This window comes from Synechocystis sp. FACHB-383, from assembly GCF_014698605.1.
Lineage (GTDB): Bacteria > Cyanobacteriota > Cyanobacteriia > Cyanobacteriales > Microcystaceae > Synechocystis > Synechocystis salina.
Genome location: NZ_JACJTJ010000033.1, coordinates 48,174 through 67,204, shown reverse-complemented (window position 1 = coordinate 67,204; position 19,031 = coordinate 48,174). Strand labels below are relative to the sequence as shown.

Genomic DNA, 19,031 nt, shown 5'->3' with positions numbered 1-19,031 from the left:
TAAATCAAGATCGTAAGTCATGACTGATTTATTTATGGATTCTTGTGTTATTCTTCCAACATGTTACCATACAACTCCAGCAAAACGTCTCAAAACTAAATAAATCAGCTATAGTATCGATGCAACAAGAACCAACGGATCGAAATCTCAGGGCAATAGGATGGATTGGGGCTTTCCTGCTGGCAGTTTGCGGTATCCCCCAGGCTTACGAATGCTGGCTTAATGGTAATGCTAACGGTCTTTCTCCCTTATTTTTGGGCTCGTGGTTTGTGGGGGAAGTACTCACGCTGGTGTTTATTCTTTACGAACAGAGGAGGACTGATGCTAATATGTGGCCCCTTTTGTTTAACTATGCAACCAATATCTTAACTATTTTTGTGATGATTTATTACAAACTATTTCCTGTTATTTGACGTTAGGAAATTTCTGCCAAAAAGTCAACTTATACCTTTGATAAACATCTAGGATCAAAAAAATAATTTAAAATGTGTAAACGGTAAATAAAGCGGTTGGGACATCTGAGGGACGCAGTAAATTCCCTACAGAATAAGCGTTACAGCTGTCATGTGTGTATCAAATTAATTCGGAGTTTGCTGTAATAAAAAAATGTACTTATTCTCCCAAAATCAGCTTGCATTTGGTATTTTGTACCCATAGTTGATCCTCCATTTCAGGTTGGGGAGAATACCCGACTAATCTATTTCTGGATCTAGCACTTCCACTATGGGTTTTTCCGCCTCTTTTTCTAGAATTAAAGGGGCTTCTATTTTTTCTTGCATGGGTAATGGTTCCGCTTGGCGTTGGGGCACTACGGCCTTTTCTAATTCCGGTAGGGCCACCAATTGCCGTTGTTTTTCCCGCACTTGATTGGGCAGTAACATTGGTAGGGGTTCGTTTTCGTCTAGCCAATAGGTGGCTACGGGCAAAGTATGTTCTAAATCTTCCAAAAGCCGAGGAATAATCATCACAGCATGGAGTTCGCCAATACGTTCCGCTTCTTGCATGCCCACCTCGATCGCCATGGCCACATTGGCCACCGTTCCCCGCACAATGGCGGTACAAAGACCATCCCCAATAATTTCGTAGGAAGCCAGTTGCACATCGGCGGACTTGAGCATGGCATCGGCGGCCCCCACCATGGCGGGAAAACCCCTAGTTTCCAACAGACCAATGGAGCGATTGCTCAAACGACTGTAACCCCGTTGCTGTTGGGCAATTTCCACCAGATGACTGCCAATGGGGAACACCGCCTGTAGGTTAGGCATCGGTCGGGGAATGACCAATTTTGATACCAACTGGCCAAACTGTTCTGCTGTTCTAGCCCCTTCTTCCACTGCTAGGCGCACATCGGCCACCTTGCCCCGCACCACTGCAGTACAGTAGCCACTGCCAATTTTTTCGTAGCCCACTAGGGTCACTTGGGAAGATTTCAGCATCATGTCCGCCGTCCCCACGATCGCCGGAAAGCTCCTGGTGGAAACCAACCCTAGGGCACTATCACTGGGCTGGTGCTGATTTATTTGCTGATAACTGGTGCGGGGGGAACGGGCAATGGGGACGCTGGTCATTGTTAGGAAAGTCGGCACAACCGGAGAGGATCAGGGCCGCTGTGGCGATCGCCTTCTATGATAACTCACTGAGTTGGAAGCACCCAAATGACCCCAAAGCACCGAACAAACTGGCCAACCACGTTAGGGTTTAATCCACATCAGAGTTTGACCGTATTCCACCGGCTCCCCATTTTCCACCACAATTTCCATTACCTGCCCCGCCACTTCCGCTTCAATTTCATTCATTAACTTCATTGCTTCAATAATGCAGACCCCCTGGCCTTTGCTGACTGCATCTCCCACTTCCACGAAGGGCGGCTCATCGGGGGCTGGGGCCCGGTAAAAAGTGCCCACCATGGGGGAAACGATCGCCGTCCACTTTTGATCCGCCGGGGATGGGGCCGCAACTTCGGGGGAGGGAGCCGGAGCAGAAACTACAGGGGAAGATGGGGGGGTGATGGCCTGGGGGGCAATGGAAACACCGCCGGCCACGGTATCCTTCCGCACCGAAACCTCAAAATCGCCGCTTTTGAGACTGAACTCGGTGATATTACTTTGGGAAATTACCCCCAACAATTCCCGTAGTTCCGTAAAGTTAATAGCCACGAATCACCCACCCCCCAATACAACAAAATACGATTATTAAAGCTTGAGCTGACCAATGGGCCTACGGGTTAAAATCCATCTACCCAATTGATCAAGTTAACCACAGCTTAGGCATTGTCCCGTCCCAGGTAGGAACCATCCCTGGTATCGACCTTAATCTTTTCTCCCTGGGCAATGAATAGGGGCACCATCACCTGGGCACCGGTTTCCAAAATTGCCGGCTTGGTGCCGCCGGTGGCCGTATCCCCCTTCACACCGGGGTCAGTTTCAACAATTTCCAACACCACACTGGTGGGCAATTCAACGTCAAGGATAGTGCCATCCCAGGTGACCACACTAACTTCCATCTCTTCTTTGATGAATTTGGCCTTGTCTCCCAGGGTATCTGGGGCAATGCTCACCTCTTCAAAGGTTTCCATGTCCATAAAGACATATTGGTCCCCATCTTTATAGGTGTGTTGCATGACTGATTTTTCGATGTTGGCCTGGGGCACCGTTTCCCCCGCCCGGAAAGTTTTTTCCACTACATTGCCAGTTTGAACACTTTTGAGCTTGGTACGCACAAAGGCGGAACCCTTGCCTGGTTTAACGTGGAGGAATTCCACCACCTTCCAGACTGCGCCGTCCATCACAATACTTGTACCTGTGCGAAAATCGTTACTGGATATCATGGAAGCCAAGAAAGACTCAAAAGTTCACCCAACATTCTACTAGGGGATGGGGGCGTTGAAGTGGGAAAATTTTGCTGTTGCCCCCTATGCTGGAGAACAAACCACAATCATTATGATGCAAATTATTAAAATTCCCCTGGGGATAATTACCCGACAGGGCCTGCGGTTTGGCTTGATGTCCCTGGTACTTACACTACTATCCCTGACTTGGGCGATGCCGGGGTGGAGCTTACCTTTGGGCCAGCCGATGCTGTTGGGTGCTTTGGCCCAGGGCAATGCCATTACGGATCCCAATGCCATTTTGCGCTACGCTCTGCCCATCGATAATCCAGAGGTGCGGCGCTTGCAGGATAGCTTGGAAGATATTTCTAACCATATCCGGGCAAAGCGTTGGCCGGCGATTAAAAAAGATGTGCGGGCTGCTAATCTGACCATCACCCTGAAGGAAGATAAAATTCTCGCTGGGGTACCGGCCGATCGCCAAGCAGAGGCGGAAACCTTATTGGACACTGTCAAAACTGATTTAACTGATTTGGCCGCAGCGGTGGATGCGAAAGATAAGGAAGAGGTGATTGGCCTGCGTCAATCGGCCCTGACGGCGATCGGAGATTTGGAAGCTCTGATGGTGACGGATTTCCCCTTTGCTATTCCCGAAGAATTTGCCAACCTGCCCCAACTGAACGGCCGGGCCACGGTGGAAATGACCACCAATAAAGGACCCCTAACCATTGTGGTGGATGGCTATAGCGCCCCCATTAACGCCGGTAACTTTGTGGATTTGGTGCAACGCAAATTCTATGACGGTTTACCTTTCATCCGTTCAGAAGATTTCTTTGTGACCCAAGCGGGGGATCCCCCAGGGCCAGAAGCGGGCTTTATTGACCCCCAAACCAAACAATATCGCGCCATTCCCCTGGAAATTTTAGTTAAAGGGGAAGAAGGGCCCATCTATGGCATGACCTTGGAAGATGCCGGTATGTACTTACCGGAACTAGCTTTGCCTTTCAATGCCTACGGGGCGATCGCCTTAGCCCGGCCGGAAACGGAACCCAATGGTGGTTCTTCCCAATTTTTCTTCTTTAAATTTGATACGGAACTAACTCCACCGGGATTTAATTTGATGGACGGCCGTTATTCTGTCTTCGGTTACGTAGTGGATGGCAAAGAAACCTTGGAACAGTTAAGCGAAGGGGACAAAATTGTCTCGGCCAAGGTGGTTGACGGTGCTGACAATTTAGTCAACGGTAATAGTTAGTTAATCGGTGAACTGTTGTTAGAAATTTTATCAAGGGAGGTAAAAACACCTCTCTTTTCTTTATTTTTTCAGATTAATAGAGCCCTTGAACCCAGCCTGCTCCATGGGGGAATCCTATCAAGTCAACTTTTATTCTTACAATTTTTCCCTGCCTAACCCAGTGGTGACAGCCCATGGCTATTGGGAACGGCGACAGGGTTTGATTGTGGAGTTAACTGACCAAAGGGGAAACAGGGGCCGGGGAGAAATTGCCCCCTTACCGTGGTTTGGTACGGAGGATTTGGCCAGCGCTACGGATTTTTGCCATGGTTTGAAAGGTCAGATTACGCCAGAGCAGATTAGGGAAATTGGCGATCGCCTACCCTGTTGCCAGTTTGCGTTTGGGGCGGCGGAGTTAGAATTAAGCTCTGAAAGTTTGGTTGAAACCAATCCACAAAATATTAATTATTGTCAGCTATTGCCAACGGGAAAAAGAGCCCTGGATTACCTCAATTCAGGGAAAAAGTTAACTGCCAATACCGTCAAGTGGAAAATTGCAGTCGATGATTTCCTGACAGAACAGGATTTGTATTTACAACTGCTAGCAGCATTGGAGAAATTACCCAGACAAATAAATTTACGTTTGGATGCCAACGGAGGTTTGAGTGTGGACACGGCCCAAGAATGGTTAACCCTGCTCGATCGCCAAAGGGAAGATTCTCCGCCCAAAGTCCAATACCTGGAGCAACCCCTACCCCCTGGGCAAATTGCTGAAATGTTTAGACTGCAACGAAATTTTGTCACCCCCATTGCCCTAGACGAAGCGGTGTGTAGCTTACCTCAACTGCAAAAACTCTACGATGAGGGTTGGCCGGGGCTTTACATCCTCAAAGCCGCCATCATGGGAGACCCCAGGGTCCTGAATAATTGGCTAAAAAACCATCCCATTCCAGCCATTTTTTCCTCCGTGTTTGAAACGGCGATCGCCAGGGGCCAAGTGTTAGCCCTGGCCCAAAAGTGGAACTTACCAGACCATGCCGTTGGCTTTGCTCCCCCAAGGGAACCGATAACAGAGGCTACCCCAGACTAGGTATGATGGGGATCAGCTTTGTTTAACGGCCCCTTTAGATTGACTGTGAGTGATTCCCCAAAGCCTCAATTACCCCCAAGCCCCCCAGGAGACCATTGCCTAGTTCCCCGACCGGAACTGGAGGCTGTGACCGAAAAGTGGTTTGAGATTATGGTCCGGGTGCAGCCCCACCACACTGATTACGGCGGCGTTGTTTGGCATGGCACCTACCTAACCTGGTTGGAAACCGCCCGAGTTGAATGTTTGCGGTCCATTGGAGTGGATTTTGCCGATTTGGTCAAGCTGGGCTGTGATTTACCGGTGGTGAACCTGGCCCTACGCTACCACCGGGCCATCCGCCTGGGGCAAACCGCAGTGATTAAAGTGCAAATGCAAGAAATCCAGAAAGTACGGTTGGAATGGCAAAATCAAATTGTTTGCCTAGAAACCGGGGAACTCTGTGTGACTGGCAAAATTACCCTAGTGGCGATCGATCCGGCCAAGGGCAAAATTATGCGCCGTTTACCGCCGGTGGTGCAGGAAAATTTATTAAAGCTGAGACAGTGATCTTCGATTTTCAATTGCGGGATTTATTACTTTGGGAAGGAGGGGTAAAACTTGTGTTTGCACTGATGAGAAACCTTAGTTTTTCTTCCTTCTCACCCTGGTCTGGCCAAGATTATGATCCTCTGAATCCTGTTCAGTCTGGGCTGGGGATTGCCTTGCCTTGCCATTGATGATGATTAACTACTCCCTACTCCTCACCCTAGCTTTACCCCCCATTGCGGGGGGAATTATTGGCTATTTCACCAACGATTTAGCCATCAAAATGCTATTTCGTCCCTACAAACCCCTCTTTTTGGGGCCCTATCAACTGCCCTTCACCCCTGGATTAATTCCCCGCAACCAGGAACGTCTGGCCAAGAGGGTTTCCGACACTATTATGGGGTCTTTGCTGACCCCGGAGGAACTGCAACGGCTAGCCCGTAAACTACTGCAACGGGACCGGGTAGAGGGGGCCTTGGGGTGGCTATTGCAATTGGCCCTGAAACAAATTCGCGAAGATAAGCAACAAAAAACCGCCCAAATTCTCGCCAATATTTTACGGGATTTATTTAGTGAATCTTTGCCCCGCTTACTAAAAGCCCTGGCCCGGCAGGATAATTTTCTATCGGATCAGATTAACCGGATTTTTGATCAAATTTTGCTGGAATTTCGATTGTCGGAACTGCAATCCCGTCAGTTCGCTGATTGGTTACTAGGTACGGTGTTGCCGCCGGATACCATTCGTTTGGCGTTGGTGGATTTTTTGAGCGATCGCAATATCCAGGTAATTGACGAGGGTTTTCGGGAAAAAACCAGTGGCACCTATTGGGTGGTGGCTAATTTATTTGGGGTGCGTAATTCCCTCACCCGTTTGCGGGCTTTTTGCCTGGAGGAAAAGGAAACGGCCAATTTGCGCCTGAAGGAATTATTACTTTCCTTGGAAATTCGGAATCGCCTCAAGGACTGGCTACAGCAATTATCCTTGGAAAATTTACCTGTTTCGACGGTGCGACAATTGCGGCGGACCACAGGGGAAGTGGTGCGGACCTATATTCGGGAGCGGGGGGAACCTTTTCTGAAGGATTTTGGTAACTCGGTGGATTGGGATAATGTGGCGGTGCTCATTGTCAATCGTCTGCAGTCTTCCACGGCGGTGACCGGCTCCCTGGGTTTGGTAAGTGAGGAGTTGGCGTCAATTTTGGAACGGTATTTGGAGGAGGATTTAGAAAAAATTGTCAAGCAAATTATTCCCATCCTGGCCATTGACCAGGTGATTATCAATCGTATTAATGAAACCCCCGCCGCCGAGTTGGAAACCGCTGTCCAGGCCATTGTCCGTAGTGAACTCCAGGCCATTGTTAATCTGGGGGGAGTGCTGGGGTTAATTATTGGTGCTTTGCAGAGTGGCTTTTTCTTGGTCAGCCGTGGTTTTTGATGGGAGTCTGACTCGATGCGATACCATGGTTTGCAGTGTCAAAATTTAGACTATGTTCTGGGTAGCCTTTGGGCTGCTCTGCTACGTTACCCAACTCAGCCTGTTAACTTTGCCCATGTCTGATGCCGCCGTTGTTGTTGAAGAACAGGCCGCTGTGCTAAAAACTTTGCCGGATTTTCCCCTCTCTAATCAGCGGTGTGCCAGTCAGTTACAGCAACGCCTTGATTTGCTCTTACTGGCGATCGAGGCTTTGGATGTGGGTTCGGCGTCGAAAATGCTGGCCAGTGCGGAAAGTTTGGGGCTACAGTCCATTGTTCCCCATGCCCTGGCTCTGTGGCGGTTACGCTGTACTAATCCCTGGCGACGTTCCTACAACCGCACCCTGCTCACCCTAGACCAAGCCAAGGCCCTGACGGCGATCGCCCATTACCAGGCCAAGCCGTTGAATGTAACTATGCGGCAATTGCTCATTGCAGAACGGCAAATGCGGGCCAAACAGTTACCGGTGGGTACTAATTTTTTACTGTCGGATTACCTAGACCAATTCCGTTCCCATTTTAGTAGCCGGATGAATCCCCGCCGGGCTAAAGTATCGGTGTTGTTGGCTTCGGAACCGGCCATGGACGATTTTGCCCTGGGTTTGCTCAACCAATTATTGTTTTGCACTGGCACCATCGGCATGGAACGTTTATGGATCAGCTTGTTTGACGGAGAAGTGGCTTGAATATTCAAAGACCCTATCGCTTACCCAACTGTACCCTCACCCTGGAGGGCATGGCCAGCGGCACTGATCCCAGTTCTAGCAACGAGGATTTGCAGATCATTCTCAATGCCCGTTGTCAGTTCCTCGGCACCAACCAAAGTTTGGAAGGTGGCCGCGCTTTTCTGGAGGCCTTGGCTAAAGCGGTCAACAGTTACGCCCAGGGTTGTCTGAGTGGTATTCCCCATCCCACAGAAACCAGGGGAGAAAATGGGGAATGGGCCGAGTTAACCCCCCTGCCGGATCAGGCCCTGCACCGTTTGGTGTGGCATCCCCCGGCTGATGAATCCTCCGAGGCGATCGCCGTTGATCTATCCACTGTGGAACTCTTTGACCTGGTGGAAGCTGTGGACCAATTTATTGGCGATCGCCATACTTTACCGGACTTTTCCCTTACCCTAGAACCCCTGTCCCGTCGCCACCGGCAACCGGACGAACCCTTTGTGCAACGGGCCATTCCCGCCAGCTTGGGAGCTTTGGGCTTAGCAGTTTTTGCCCTGGTGATCTACTGGTTGCCTATCCCTGAAATTAGGGAGCCGGAAGTGAACCCCGGCAATACTCCCGATTTGATTCAGCCCGACAATGGCAATCCCACGGATGGCCCGACGCCCTAGCAAAAATAATTAATAGGCAATTTCCAGGGTCACTGTGGCCTGTACTGTTTGGTCGCCGCTAATAATCGGGGTGGGCGCAGATTCCGCTACCGGGGAAGCGGCCAGGGCCCCCCTAAAAAGGGGCATGGGTTGCCCTGGACTGGGATTAATAACAATGCGGACAATGTTTTGGGGGGTTAAATTTAAACTGGACAGCACCACCCGAGCTTGGGCCTGGGCATCGGCGGTGGCGGCGACCAAGGCCTTTTGTTCTGCTGCCTTGAGGGTTTCAGGGGTAGCGATAAAGCGAATACCATCGATGCGACTGGCCCCGGCCCGCACAGCTTCGTCAAGGATTTTTCCCACTTGGTCGCTTGGGTACTGAAAACTGACGGTATTACTGCCAATGTAGCCTTCTAACCTTCTTTCATTGTTGCTATAGACATAGTTGGGCTGGAGTTGTAGCCCCTGGGTTTGTAACTTATCTACCCGTTGACTGCGTAGATATTCCACCAGACGGTTACTCCGTTCGGCGATCGCCGTTTGAACCTGGTTAGCAGTATCGGCTTGGACTTCCACCGTTAGCTGGGCTTCAGTTAGGGTGGTGGGGACAGATTCCGAAGCTTGGCCAGTGACAGTGAGCAGTTGTTGCATTTCGTTAGCCCAAAGGGGAGAGGGGGGCAAGGCAGTGAGAAGGGTACCGGATAAAAACAGCACCGATGCGGAAAATTGAGAAAGTCTAAATATGCCCATGGTTGGCCTCCTAGAAAAAATATTTAGTCGCACCCTTGGCGATGTTTAAGGGCAAAGTTCTAGCTCCCTGGCAGATAGCCCACAGAAGACAAAAACCAGTGCTTTAGAAGGGATTTGCCGGAGTGCGGACGCAAACCCTTGCCCCCTGTTGACAGGGCACAATGCAGGGTTGACAACAAGTTACCCACTGAATGCTATGGTTTGCACTAGATAGGGTTAATCTTAATTGACCGGCAGTCTCGGCAGCGGAAAAATTTTCGATGGTAGACAGTAATCAAGCCCAGGCGATTCTTAGTCAATACCAGGCAGGGGAGCGCCATTTTCCTAACTTAGCCCTGCGGCACATTGACCTCCACGGCTTCACCCTAGCTGGAGCAGATTTTAGTGGCTCAGACTTCAGCGAGGCCAACCTGCGGGGATCAGATTTACAAGGCTGTAAATTGCAGGGTTGCTATTTTAACAACGCCGATCTGTCCGGCGCTAATTTGGCTAGGGCTGACCTGGGGCAGGCATCCCTACTAAAAACCTTTTTGCTCAAAGTTAATCTCCAGGGAGCCCATTTAGACCAGGCCCTTTGTGCCGGAGCGTTACTGACCAGGGCTAATCTTGAAGAAGCCTGTTTGCACGGGGCTTTGCTAACGGGGGCAGATTTAACTGGGGCAAAGTTAACCAATGCCAAATATAATCAACAAACCCAGTTTGACGCCGGTTTTAAGCCCGAAAACTTCGGTCTGATCAAGGTGGCAGGGGATAGTGCTCCTAGTCCTCAAACCGAGGCTCAAACCCCGCTCAAAGAGGAACAGTCTGGCCAAGCTTCCCTCCCCACTAGCTTGACGGTGGAAGACCTGTTATTAACTTTTGAATATTTGGGTAGTTTAGGTAATCATTATTTAGGTAGTACCATGGCTAGTCGTTATCTCCAATCGACCCGGCCCAAGGAAGAATGGTTCGCCCAGTTTGAGGTGGATAAAAAAGCCGTTAAACTTAACTATCAAGGGCCAAAGCAGGAGCAGTTGACCCCAACCCAAATTGAGTTGGCTCAACAATGGGCTCAGCAGTATGTCAAATCCTGCGCAGTCATTTTTAAGACCTTTTCCACGATGATCGAAACTAATCGATGTGTTTTTAGTATTAGTGGTTAGCTCTTCTGGGCAGGACTTTTTCAGGGAGGAAATAAGTTAATGGTCGTGTCAACTCCGATCGCCGAGGCAAAGGAACCAATCCAGGGCCATGTGGTGGAAACCTGGGAGATTAGCAAGACCTACCGTACTGGCTTTTGGATGAATCAGAAGGTGGAATCCCTTAAACCTTTATCCATTGCGGTGCAACCGGGAGAAACCTTTGGCCTGCTTGGTCCCAATGGGGCGGGCAAAACTACCTTATTAAAAATTCTTTTGGGGGTTATCCGTGCCAGCGGCGGCCGGGGCACCCTCCTGGGCAAACCCATCGGCGATCGCCAGACTAAACAACGGGTAGGCTATCTGCCGGAAAATGCCTATTTTTATGACTTTTTAACCGCCTGGGAATTTTTGGATTACATTGGCAGCCTGTTTCAGATTGGCAAAAGGGAACGGCAGCGGCGCATTATGGCCATGTGCGATTTAGTGGGGCTGGCCCAAAAAACTGCCAAAAAGAAGCAATTGCGGCAATATTCTAAAGGTATGTTGCAACGGGTGGGCATGGCCCAGGCCCTCATTAATGATCCAGAAGTGGTATTCCTCGATGAACCCATGTCCGGTTTAGACCCCCTGGGGCGTTACCAGGTGCGGGAAATTATTCTCTCCCTCAAGGAACAGGGCAAAACCATCTTTTTCAACTCCCACATTTTGGCCGACGTGGAGCAAATTTGTGACCGCATTGCCATTTTGGCCCGGGGAGAATTGCTCTGTAGCGGTTCTTTAGCAGAAGTGTTGGGCACCGACGAAGGTTACCAAGTGATCCTACGGGGGGGACAAGTAGAGGAATTAAGCAAATATTTGGGCAACCTCAGTCAGGAACAGGATGTCTGGCATGGTGATTACCAAGGAGATCCCCAAACGCTAGTGGATGCTCTACCTAGTCTTGGAGCCAGTTTAATCAGCCTCAATTTGGCCAGGCCTTCCCTGGAAGATTATTTCATCCGGCAACTGCGGGAACGGGGCATCACCACCAGTCAGTAAGCAAAAAAATTCAGTATCTTAAGCGTCCCAAAGAACGGAAAACCGAACCTTGCCTGGCTTAGCACTCCACTGCCAAGAGTGCTAAAGTGCTTTATGGACTTGTCCGCCACCTTTGACGTTATTTGTAACTTTTTAGTCTATGTCTAAGCTTATTTCCTTTAAGGATGAATCCAGACGCTCCCTGGAAGCGGGGATTAATGCCCTGGCCGATGCAGTGCGGATTACCCTCGGCCCCAAAGGTCGCAACGTTTTATTAGAAAAGCAGTACGGTGCTCCCCAAATTGTCAACGATGGCATCACCGTCGCCAAAGAAATTGAACTGTCTAACCCGGAAGAAAATGCTGGAGCTAAGTTAATCCAGGAAGTTGCTTCCAAAACCAAGGAAATCGCCGGGGACGGCACCACCACCGCCACTATTATTGCCCAAGCTTTAGTACGGGAAGGTTTACGTAACGTGGCCGCTGGAGCTAACCCTGTAGCTCTCCGTCGGGGCATCGAAAAAGTTACCACTTTCCTCGTCCAAGAAATTGAGGCTTTGGCTAAACCCGTAGAAGGTTCGGCGATCGCCCAGGTGGCCACCGTATCCGCCGGTAACGATCCGGAAGTAGGGGCCATGATTGCCGATGCCATGGACAAAGTCACCAAAGATGGCGTCATCACCGTGGAAGAGTCCAAGTCTCTCAACACCGAGTTGGAAGTGGTAGAAGGGATGCAGATCGACCGGGGTTACATTTCCCCCTACTTCATCACCGATAGCGATCGCCAGTTGGTGGAGTTTGATAATCCTCTGATTTTAATTACCGACAAAAAAATCAGCGCCATTGCCGACTTGGTACCCGTGCTGGAAAGCGTTGCCCGGGCCGGTCGTCCCCTGTTGATTATTGCTGAAGATATTGAAGGAGAAGCCCTCGCTACCCTAGTGGTCAACAAAGCCCGGGGTGTGCTCAACGTGGCCGCCATTAAAGCCCCCGCCTTTGGCGATCGGCGTAAAGCGGTGTTGCAGGACATCGCCATCCTCACCGGTGGTAGTGTCATTTCTGAAGATATTGGCCTGAGCCTCGACAGCGTGAGCTTGGATCAATTGGGTCAAGCGGTTAAAGCCACTTTGGAAAAGGACAACACCATCCTCGTTGCTGGAGCGGACAAACGGGCCTCTGCCGGAGTTAAAGAACGCATTGAGCAACTCCGCAAAGAATACGCCGCGTCCGATTCTGACTACGACAAAGAAAAAATCCAAGAGCGCATCGCCAAACTAGCCGGTGGTGTGGCAGTGATTAAAGTCGGCGCCGCCACTGAAACGGAACTCAAAGACCGCAAACTCCGCATTGAAGATGCCCTCAACGCCACTAAAGCAGCGGTGGAAGAAGGTATTGTCCCTGGTGGTGGCACAACCCTAATCCGTTTAGCTGGCAAAATTCAAGCCTTTAAAGCCCAACTCAGCAACGATGAAGAACGGGTGGCGGCCGACATCATTGCCAAAGCTCTGGAAGCCCCCCTACACCAGTTGGGCAGCAATGCCGGGGTGGAAGGTTCTGTCATTGTCGAAAAAGTTAAAGAAGCCACTGGCAACCAAGGTTACAACGTCATCACCGGCAAAATTGAAGACCTAATTGCCGCTGGCATCATCGATCCCGCCAAAGTGGTGCGTTCTGCCCTGCAAAATGCCGCTTCCATTGCTGGTATGGTGCTAACCACCGAAGCCCTGGTAGTGGAAAAACCTGAACCAGCGGCCCCCGCTATGCCCGATATGGGTGGCATGGGCGGAATGGGTGGTATGGGCGGCATGGGTGGCATGGGCATGATGTAATTGCCCCATTCTTAACCATGATTGGAGCCTTAATCCATTCTTGTTAATCATCTGAAGGCTTTGTTGCCTGTTGTCCCCCTTCCTTTGTTAATTGGGAGGGGGATTTTTGTTACCTACAAAACAGCTAAAATTGTTCAACCATAAATTGTCTGACAAAAGTATTATTGATCTTAAATGATTCAGGGGGATCAATAGTAGGAATCAATATTTTTGCCTGCTAATTATGTAGAAGTTAAAGACTTTTTATCCCCAGAGTAAAATAAAAAATTTATCAGAGAAGCAATTAACAGACGACAGCAATATATGGAGTCAAACACTACCACTAAAGCAAATCAATATCGCCAATCCTATGTGCTTTTTCTAAAAAAATTCCGGTATTGTCAGCCCTAATAAGGGAAAGAATCACAAAGACGCTACTGAAATTACTGGAGCAATTAAAAATTCCCCCTTTCGAAATTGCAGAAATTGAAGTGCAGCTTACAGCCCATAATGATGGTTGTTATTACAAAATTCATAACGATGCCCGTAGTGAAAAAACAGCCAGCCGACAAATCACCTATGTCTATTATTTTTACCAAGAACCAAAGGCATTTTCTGGGGGGTAGTTAAAACTCTACGATACAGAACTTCAAAACAGCACTATTATTACCCATCCCAATTTTCAAACTATTACCCCCCACCAATAATTCCATTATCTTTTTTAATAGCCGTTGCCGCCATGAAGTAATGCCTGTGATTTGTCCTTCTAGAGAATTTGCCCACAGTCGATTTACGGTCAACGGCTGGATTCGCCGGACTATTGATGCTGATTAATTGAACTCTATCAAGGAATACTGATCAGCAATTATTGAGTTATTGAAAGTTGACTTTTTTGTGTTTTGTGCCATTGTGCCGCTTTCCTGTCTATTTCTCTAATAAATTGATCTTTACCATCCATATATTTATCGATATTTGTAGGATATTTTTTTGCCAACTTGCGTTTTAGTTCGCTATATTTCTGGGCGTCGTCAGCATGGGCAATCATGTAATCTCGAAATTTTAAGTGACGTTTTACTTGCTCTGAACCAACCTCGAAGATATGAATATGATGGGTTCTGAACCCCGCTTGGTTGTTCTTACGAAAGTATCGACGACCAGGAATGCCAAATTCTCCCATCACTTCGTAGCCAATTGATTCCATAGATGAGTTCTGCTCATCCACATTAAAAATATTTTTGACTTCAACCAACAGATCGATGATGGGTTTGGCATAGATGCCGGGAATAGCTGTGCTGCCAATATGGTGTACGGCGATAACATTTTCTCCCATTTCAGCGGCGACCCGTTCCGATTCAACTGCAAACGCCGTTCGCCATTTTTGGTTATGGGGGACAACTTCCACTTTTCTCATGATTTGGCTATCTTACTAATAGCTGGAGCAACCCAACATTCCCTGACAAATGAGGTCCTAGGAGCCCGTTTGCAAGGTTTTAGTTTGCCCCCTAACGCTTCAGCCAATAGGAAATGGATATCTAGTTTCTTTCCGAACTCGGAAGGTCAGAGGGACTTTTCAAATACATTCCATGGGAAAGTCCAACTAAACGGGAGAGACTACAAGAAAAGTGTTTTCTTCCCGATCGCCGGAATGATGATATTTAAACAAAAACCTGCAACTGTTGGATTAACTGGGCGGCCTGTTGTACGCCTTCAATGCGATGCACCGGTTGCCCCTGCTTGAATAACACCAACGTTGGTAAAGACTGGATTTGGTACTGGGTGGCGATCGCCGGGTATCTATCGGTGTCAATTTTCACCACTTGGAGTTGCTGACGGAGATGACTGCCCACTTGCTCAAGAATGGGGGCCATCATTTGACAGGGGCCGCACCAGGTAGCGTAAAAGTCCACTAACACCGGCTTGGGGGAACCGGCCAGCATTTCGGCAAAATTGGCAAACTGTTTTTTGACGGCCATGGTATTTTCCCTCGCAAAGGTATTAATCCAGTTCTAACAATTATTGGGGGCGATCGCCTATGGCCGACTCAATGGTTTGATCAAAACGCTTTTGTAGGAAGTGAAAGATAAAGTAGATGCCCACCATTCCCACCACAGCAGCTAGGGCAAACCAACTGAATTGGGTCGTCCAGGCAATAATTTGCTCAATGGTGACCACCCGCCCTAAAAAGTAGGCCAAACTGACAGTTATGGTGGCCCAAACGGAAGCACCGCCGATGTTGTAGAGCAAAAACTTGCCGTAGGGCATGCGGACAATGCCGGCCATGGGCCCAGCAAAAATCCTCAGCAGAGTGACAAAACGCCCCAAAAACACTGCCGCCGCCCCATTTTGGCTAAATTTATGCCGGGCTTGGTCTAGCTTTTCCTGGGGAATGTTAAACAGTTTGGCCGCCCTGGTCAGTAAGGGCCAACCGCCCCAACGTCCGACCCAGTAACCACAACTGTCCCCCAACACAGCCCCGGCGATCGCCGCAATTAATACACCGCCGTAACTTAAATCCCCACTGCCGGCCAAAAAGCCCCCCAACAGGGTTATGGTTTCTCCAGGGATGGGAATGCCCGCATTTTCCAAGGCAATGCCAAAGAATACGGCTCCGTAACCATATTGACGGGCCAATTCCTGCAATGTCTCTAGCGAAAAAAATTCCCAACCCATGGTGATGCTTATTTAATAATTCTTAATAATCTGCTTATTTTTAGTGTAACGGATGGGAGTGTTGGATGCTGCCGAAGATTTTACTGCTCAGCAATGGCCATGGGGAAGATGCGATCGCCGTTAGTATTGGCCAGGCTTGGAGTGCACTGGCGGGGATGGAGCCGGGGGAAATATTAGTGGGATTGCCCTTGGTGGGGGAAGGCAGTAGTTATCGACGCTTAAACATTCCCCTAATTGGCCCGGTGAAAACCATGCCCTCCGGTGGCTTTAACAACATGGATGCCAGGGAACTATGGCGGGATGTGCAGGGGGGGCTATGGGGGCTCACTAAAGCCCAGTTGGGGAGTTTGAAACAATGGACAGCCCAAGGGGGCAAAGTTCTGGCAGTGGGGGATATCGTGCCCCTAGCCCTAGCTTGGTTGGGTAAAGCTGAATATGCCTTTGTGGGCACAGCTAAGTCGGAATATTATCTCCGCTCCCCCGCTGGGGAATGGTTACCCAGTACCCAAGCTTGGGAAAAATGGCTTGGTTCCGCCTACTATCCTTGGGAGCGGTGGTTAATGACGAGGAAAAATTGCAGAGCGGTCTTTCCCCGCGATCGCCTCACCCATGCAAGTTTATTAAGCCAAGGTGTGGCTAGTTTCCCCGTGGGCAATCCGATGATGGACGGTTTAAACCCGCGAGATTGCCAACCCCAACCGTTACAGCCAGGGCAGAGTTTGACCGTTACCCTGTTACCCGGTTCCCGATCGCCAGAAATGGAACGCAATTGGGCCTTGATTGGACAAAGTTTAACCGCCGTGTTGGCCCATTTTCCCGATACTTCCGTAACTTTCCTGGCAGCGATCGCCCCTTCCCTGCCCTTAAAACCGTTAATGGCTGAAGTTGAAACCCAAGGTTGGCAACGACTGGAGGACAATAACGTGGAACTTTTGACCAACAAAGTTTCTTGCCTGATCAGGGGCCCCGTTTACCAAAAAAGCCAAGCCCGTCTGGTTTTTAGCCAACACCAGTTTGCCGATTGTTTACACCATGCCCAAGCGGCGATCGCCATGGCTGGTACCGCTACAGAACAATTTGTCGGCCTTGGAAAACCAGTGATTAGTTTTCCTGGATCTGGTCCCCAATACAATCCTTATTTTGCCCGCCGTCAAACCTGGCTTTTGGGGGAATCCTTAATCATGTTAGATAGTCCTGAACAAACTGGTGAAGCTTTGCGACGAGTTTTGCATGATAGTGATCGACTAGAGGCGATCGCCCGTAATGGTCGGGAACGATTGGGTGAAGCTGGAGCGGCCCGCCGCATCGCAGAAGTCCTCCGCCAACAATGGGGTTAGTTATTTGCCAGAAAAATTTCAGCGCTAACATCTACAAATGGATCTGGCTAACTGTTGGCGACAAACTCCGCCACAAATACCAACTAGCCAGACTGCGATAGGGTTGCCAGTTTTCGCCGTATTCAAACACTTGTTTAGGATTAGGGCGATCGGGCAATTGATACAATTTTTGAATCGCAATGCGGATTCCCAAATCTTGATTCGGTAAGATATCCTGGCGACGGAGACGAAATAAGAGAAAAAGCTGGGCCGTCCAAGGGCCAATGCCTTTAATAGCCGTTAACCGTTCAACAATGGCCAGATCATCCCAGGTTTCCAATTCAAATAAAGGGGGAAAATCATTTTGCAAGGCGATCGCCCAGATTTTTAAGTAGCGGGTTTTATAGCGAGAGATGCCCAGTGATCTGAACGATTCAGGATCAACATTAGCTAAATTTTCCGGTGTCCATCCCTTCGGTTGGGCATAATCTAAAAATCTTTGGAATAACATTTGGGCTGTATTGGTATTGATTTGCTGACCAATAATCCCCCAGGCGATCGCCTCCAAGAGTGTTGTTCGGGGTGGATGATGGGTCAATGAGCAAACTTCTAACCCATTAATTAAAGTGCCGAGTCGGGCATCTCGAGATTGTAAATATTCAATTCCTTGATTGAGATCAAGATCGTACAGGGTTTTTATCATCGATAATTGTTAAGCAGAGCGGTGCTTTCAATTTGACATGGCAAGGGGTAAAAATTAGTTTTAAATAGCCATTATTATGCCAAATATGGTCTAGATTAACTCAAAATTAAATTGCTTAATTGAGTATCTAATTTTGTCGTCTTATGCTTTGCCAAAATCCATCTAAATTTCACCATAAGCACGAATAATCGCTTGGGAACCCTGGTCTTCTCCCCCCAATAATTGAACAGATTCAAATAAACTTTCTGCCAATGTAACCCCTGGTAATTCCCCATTTTCAGCGGCTTCTCGGACAAGGCGTAGATCCTTAAGAAGATGTTTCACCATAAAACCTGGAGCAAAATCAGCTTTCGACATTTTCGGCCCCAAATTGGTTAAAGCCCAGGAACCGGCTGCCCCACTACCGCAAACATCAATCACTAAATTTGGTTCGATTCCCAACTGTTTGGAAAGTTGTATGGCCTCAGCAGCGGCGATCGCATGGAGACCACAAAGAACTTGATTACAGAGCTTAACCGCTTGACCACTGCCACTGAGACCACAATGAACTACTTTTTTCCCTATAGCTGTGAACACAGGCAAAGCTTCTTCAAAATCGGCAAGCTCTCCCCCCACCATGATGGTTAACGTACCGTTGACTGCACCAATATCGCCCCCGGTTACCGGTGCATCTAAAAAGCGCAAGCCCTTTGCTTTTAAAGTTGTGGCAAGCTCACAAGCCGCAGTTTTGCCAATAGTACTGCAATCAATTATTAAAGCTTGAGGTTTCGCATATTCAGCAATGCCCCCTGAACCTAAAATGAGTTGTTGAACATCTTTTTCGTCTCCAACACAGGTGAGAATAATATCCGCATTTTCCGCCGCTTCCGCAATGCTAGATACAACTTTAACTCCTGCTTTTGCCGCTTCTAGCGCAGAAGAACGATTCAAGCTGCGATTATAACCCATTGTTTGATAACCATGTTTGACCAGATTTTGAGCCATAGGACTGCCCATAACTCCTAAGCCAAAAACAGCAATTTTGAAAATTTTCATAATAACTCCATACAGTTGAAACAACGAAAACAATAAGTTTAATAAATTAAAATAATCTATTTTAAAATTCCAATAAAAAATGATGTTTTATCTCTGCAATTTATTTGAAAAACTAAAAATCAAGAAAATCAGCGAAATTCAATGG

Annotated in this window: 20 protein-coding genes and 1 pseudogene; 12 read left to right on the top strand and 9 right to left on the bottom strand. The window is 48.6% G+C overall.

Annotated features, from left to right (window positions below; translation table 11 throughout):
- Positions 1 to 119: 119 nt before the first annotated feature.
- A complete protein-coding gene (locus H6G45_RS09925) occupies positions 120 to 413 on the top strand; it encodes a PQ-loop repeat-containing protein (protein WP_190598284.1) in 294 nt (97 codons plus the stop codon).
- A gap of 279 nt (positions 414 to 692) precedes the next feature.
- Here H6G45_RS09925 and H6G45_RS09920 read toward each other — a convergent pair whose 3' ends face one another.
- The 3 genes from H6G45_RS09920 to efp all read right to left on the bottom strand — a co-directional run bounded on the left by H6G45_RS09920 (position 693) and on the right by efp (position 2,827).
- Positions 693 to 1,586 (bottom strand): BMC domain-containing protein, encoded by an 894-nt coding sequence (locus H6G45_RS09920; protein WP_190598283.1) that lies wholly within the window; start codon positions 1,584 to 1,586, stop codon positions 693 to 695.
- Positions 1,587 to 1,691: 105 nt separating this feature from the next.
- On the bottom strand, positions 1,692 to 2,156 hold the full coding sequence (gene accB / locus H6G45_RS09915) for an acetyl-CoA carboxylase biotin carboxyl carrier protein (protein ID WP_190598282.1): 465 nt from the start codon (positions 2,154 to 2,156) through the stop codon (positions 1,692 to 1,694).
- A 107-nt stretch (positions 2,157 to 2,263) separates the two neighbouring features.
- On the bottom strand, positions 2,264 to 2,827 hold the full coding sequence (gene efp / locus H6G45_RS09910; protein WP_190598281.1) for an elongation factor P: 564 nt from the start codon (positions 2,825 to 2,827) through the stop codon (positions 2,264 to 2,266).
- Positions 2,828 to 2,939: 112 nt separating this feature from the next.
- Here efp and H6G45_RS09905 point away from each other — a divergent pair, with 112 nt between their 5' ends.
- The 6 genes from H6G45_RS09905 (at position 2,940) to H6G45_RS09880 (ending at position 8,485) form a co-directional block, all read left to right on the top strand.
- Positions 2,940 to 4,082 (top strand): peptidylprolyl isomerase, encoded by a 1,143-nt coding sequence (locus tag H6G45_RS09905; RefSeq protein WP_228017337.1) that lies wholly within the window; start codon positions 2,940 to 2,942, stop codon positions 4,080 to 4,082.
- Between the two features lie 103 nt (positions 4,083 to 4,185).
- Positions 4,186 to 5,151: an o-succinylbenzoate synthase gene (locus tag H6G45_RS09900; RefSeq protein WP_190598279.1), complete on the top strand. Its 966-nt coding sequence runs from the start codon at positions 4,186 to 4,188 to the stop codon at positions 5,149 to 5,151.
- A 45-nt stretch (positions 5,152 to 5,196) separates the two neighbouring features.
- Complete coding sequence (locus H6G45_RS09895; RefSeq protein WP_190598278.1) at positions 5,197 to 5,697, top strand: thioesterase family protein; 501 nt, start codon at positions 5,197 to 5,199, stop codon at positions 5,695 to 5,697.
- A gap of 172 nt (positions 5,698 to 5,869) precedes the next feature.
- A complete protein-coding gene (locus tag H6G45_RS09890) occupies positions 5,870 to 7,111 on the top strand; it encodes a DUF445 domain-containing protein (protein WP_242018125.1) in 1,242 nt (413 codons plus the stop codon).
- Positions 7,112 to 7,163: 52 nt separating this feature from the next.
- Positions 7,164 to 7,835, top strand: coding sequence for a DUF3038 domain-containing protein (locus tag H6G45_RS09885; protein WP_242018124.1), 672 nt, complete (start codon positions 7,164 to 7,166; stop codon positions 7,833 to 7,835).
- On the top strand, positions 7,832 to 8,485 hold the full coding sequence (locus H6G45_RS09880; RefSeq protein ID WP_190598276.1) for a DUF4335 domain-containing protein: 654 nt from the start codon (positions 7,832 to 7,834) through the stop codon (positions 8,483 to 8,485). Before H6G45_RS09885 ends, H6G45_RS09880 begins: the two co-directional genes overlap by 4 nt.
- Positions 8,486 to 8,494: 9 nt before the next feature.
- Here the strand turns inward: H6G45_RS09880 and H6G45_RS09875 are convergent, their stop codons facing one another.
- Positions 8,495 to 9,217, bottom strand: a complete 723-nt coding sequence (locus H6G45_RS09875; RefSeq protein WP_199309672.1) for an SIMPL domain-containing protein — start codon at positions 9,215 to 9,217, stop codon at positions 8,495 to 8,497.
- Positions 9,218 to 9,477: 260 nt separating this feature from the next.
- On the opposite strand from H6G45_RS09875, the gene H6G45_RS09870 reads away from it, so the two are divergent.
- From H6G45_RS09870 to H6G45_RS09855, 4 genes and pseudogenes are all read left to right on the top strand, one after another.
- Positions 9,478 to 10,359 carry a pentapeptide repeat-containing protein gene (locus H6G45_RS09870; protein ID WP_190598274.1) on the top strand — a complete coding sequence of 294 codons (882 nt, stop codon included), beginning with the start codon at positions 9,478 to 9,480 and terminating at the stop codon, positions 10,357 to 10,359.
- A gap of 39 nt (positions 10,360 to 10,398) precedes the next feature.
- Positions 10,399 to 11,376, top strand: a complete 978-nt coding sequence (locus tag H6G45_RS09865; RefSeq protein ID WP_190598273.1) for an ABC transporter ATP-binding protein — start codon at positions 10,399 to 10,401, stop codon at positions 11,374 to 11,376.
- Positions 11,377 to 11,515: 139 nt separating this feature from the next.
- A complete protein-coding gene (gene groL / locus H6G45_RS09860; protein ID WP_190598272.1) occupies positions 11,516 to 13,183 on the top strand; it encodes a chaperonin GroEL in 1,668 nt (555 codons plus the stop codon).
- Positions 13,184 to 13,381: 198 nt separating this feature from the next.
- Positions 13,382 to 13,996, top strand: a pseudogene (locus H6G45_RS09855) (2OG-Fe(II) oxygenase); the annotation flags it as partial.
- A gap of 31 nt (positions 13,997 to 14,027) precedes the next feature.
- Here the strand turns inward: H6G45_RS09855 and H6G45_RS09850 are convergent.
- The 3 genes from H6G45_RS09850 to H6G45_RS09840 form a co-directional block, all read right to left on the bottom strand.
- A complete protein-coding gene (locus H6G45_RS09850) occupies positions 14,028 to 14,573 on the bottom strand; it encodes a GrpB family protein (protein ID WP_190598271.1) in 546 nt (181 codons plus the stop codon).
- 244 nt (positions 14,574 to 14,817) lie between these two features.
- Positions 14,818 to 15,135: a thioredoxin gene (gene trxA / locus H6G45_RS09845; RefSeq protein WP_190598270.1), complete on the bottom strand. Its 318-nt coding sequence runs from the start codon at positions 15,133 to 15,135 to the stop codon at positions 14,818 to 14,820.
- Positions 15,136 to 15,175: 40 nt separating this feature from the next.
- Positions 15,176 to 15,832 carry a DedA family protein gene (locus H6G45_RS09840; RefSeq protein ID WP_190598269.1) on the bottom strand — a complete coding sequence of 219 codons (657 nt, stop codon included), beginning with the start codon at positions 15,830 to 15,832 and terminating at the stop codon, positions 15,176 to 15,178.
- Positions 15,833 to 15,897: 65 nt separating this feature from the next.
- Between H6G45_RS09840 and H6G45_RS09835 the strand changes: the two genes are divergently transcribed.
- The gene (locus H6G45_RS09835) at positions 15,898 to 17,169 is read left to right on the top strand and encodes a lipid-A-disaccharide synthase-related protein (RefSeq protein WP_190598268.1); all 1,272 of its coding nucleotides are present in this window, start codon (positions 15,898 to 15,900) and stop codon (positions 17,167 to 17,169) included.
- A 31-nt stretch (positions 17,170 to 17,200) separates the two neighbouring features.
- On the opposite strand, the gene H6G45_RS09830 is transcribed toward H6G45_RS09835, so the two are convergent.
- Together H6G45_RS09830 and H6G45_RS09825 are read right to left on the bottom strand one after the other, a co-directional pair.
- Positions 17,201 to 17,851: a DNA-3-methyladenine glycosylase gene (locus tag H6G45_RS09830; RefSeq protein WP_190598267.1), complete on the bottom strand. Its 651-nt coding sequence runs from the start codon at positions 17,849 to 17,851 to the stop codon at positions 17,201 to 17,203.
- A gap of 162 nt (positions 17,852 to 18,013) precedes the next feature.
- On the bottom strand, positions 18,014 to 18,886 hold the full coding sequence (locus H6G45_RS09825) for an NAD(P)-dependent oxidoreductase (RefSeq protein WP_190598266.1): 873 nt from the start codon (positions 18,884 to 18,886) through the stop codon (positions 18,014 to 18,016).
- Positions 18,887 to 19,031 lie beyond the last annotated feature (145 nt).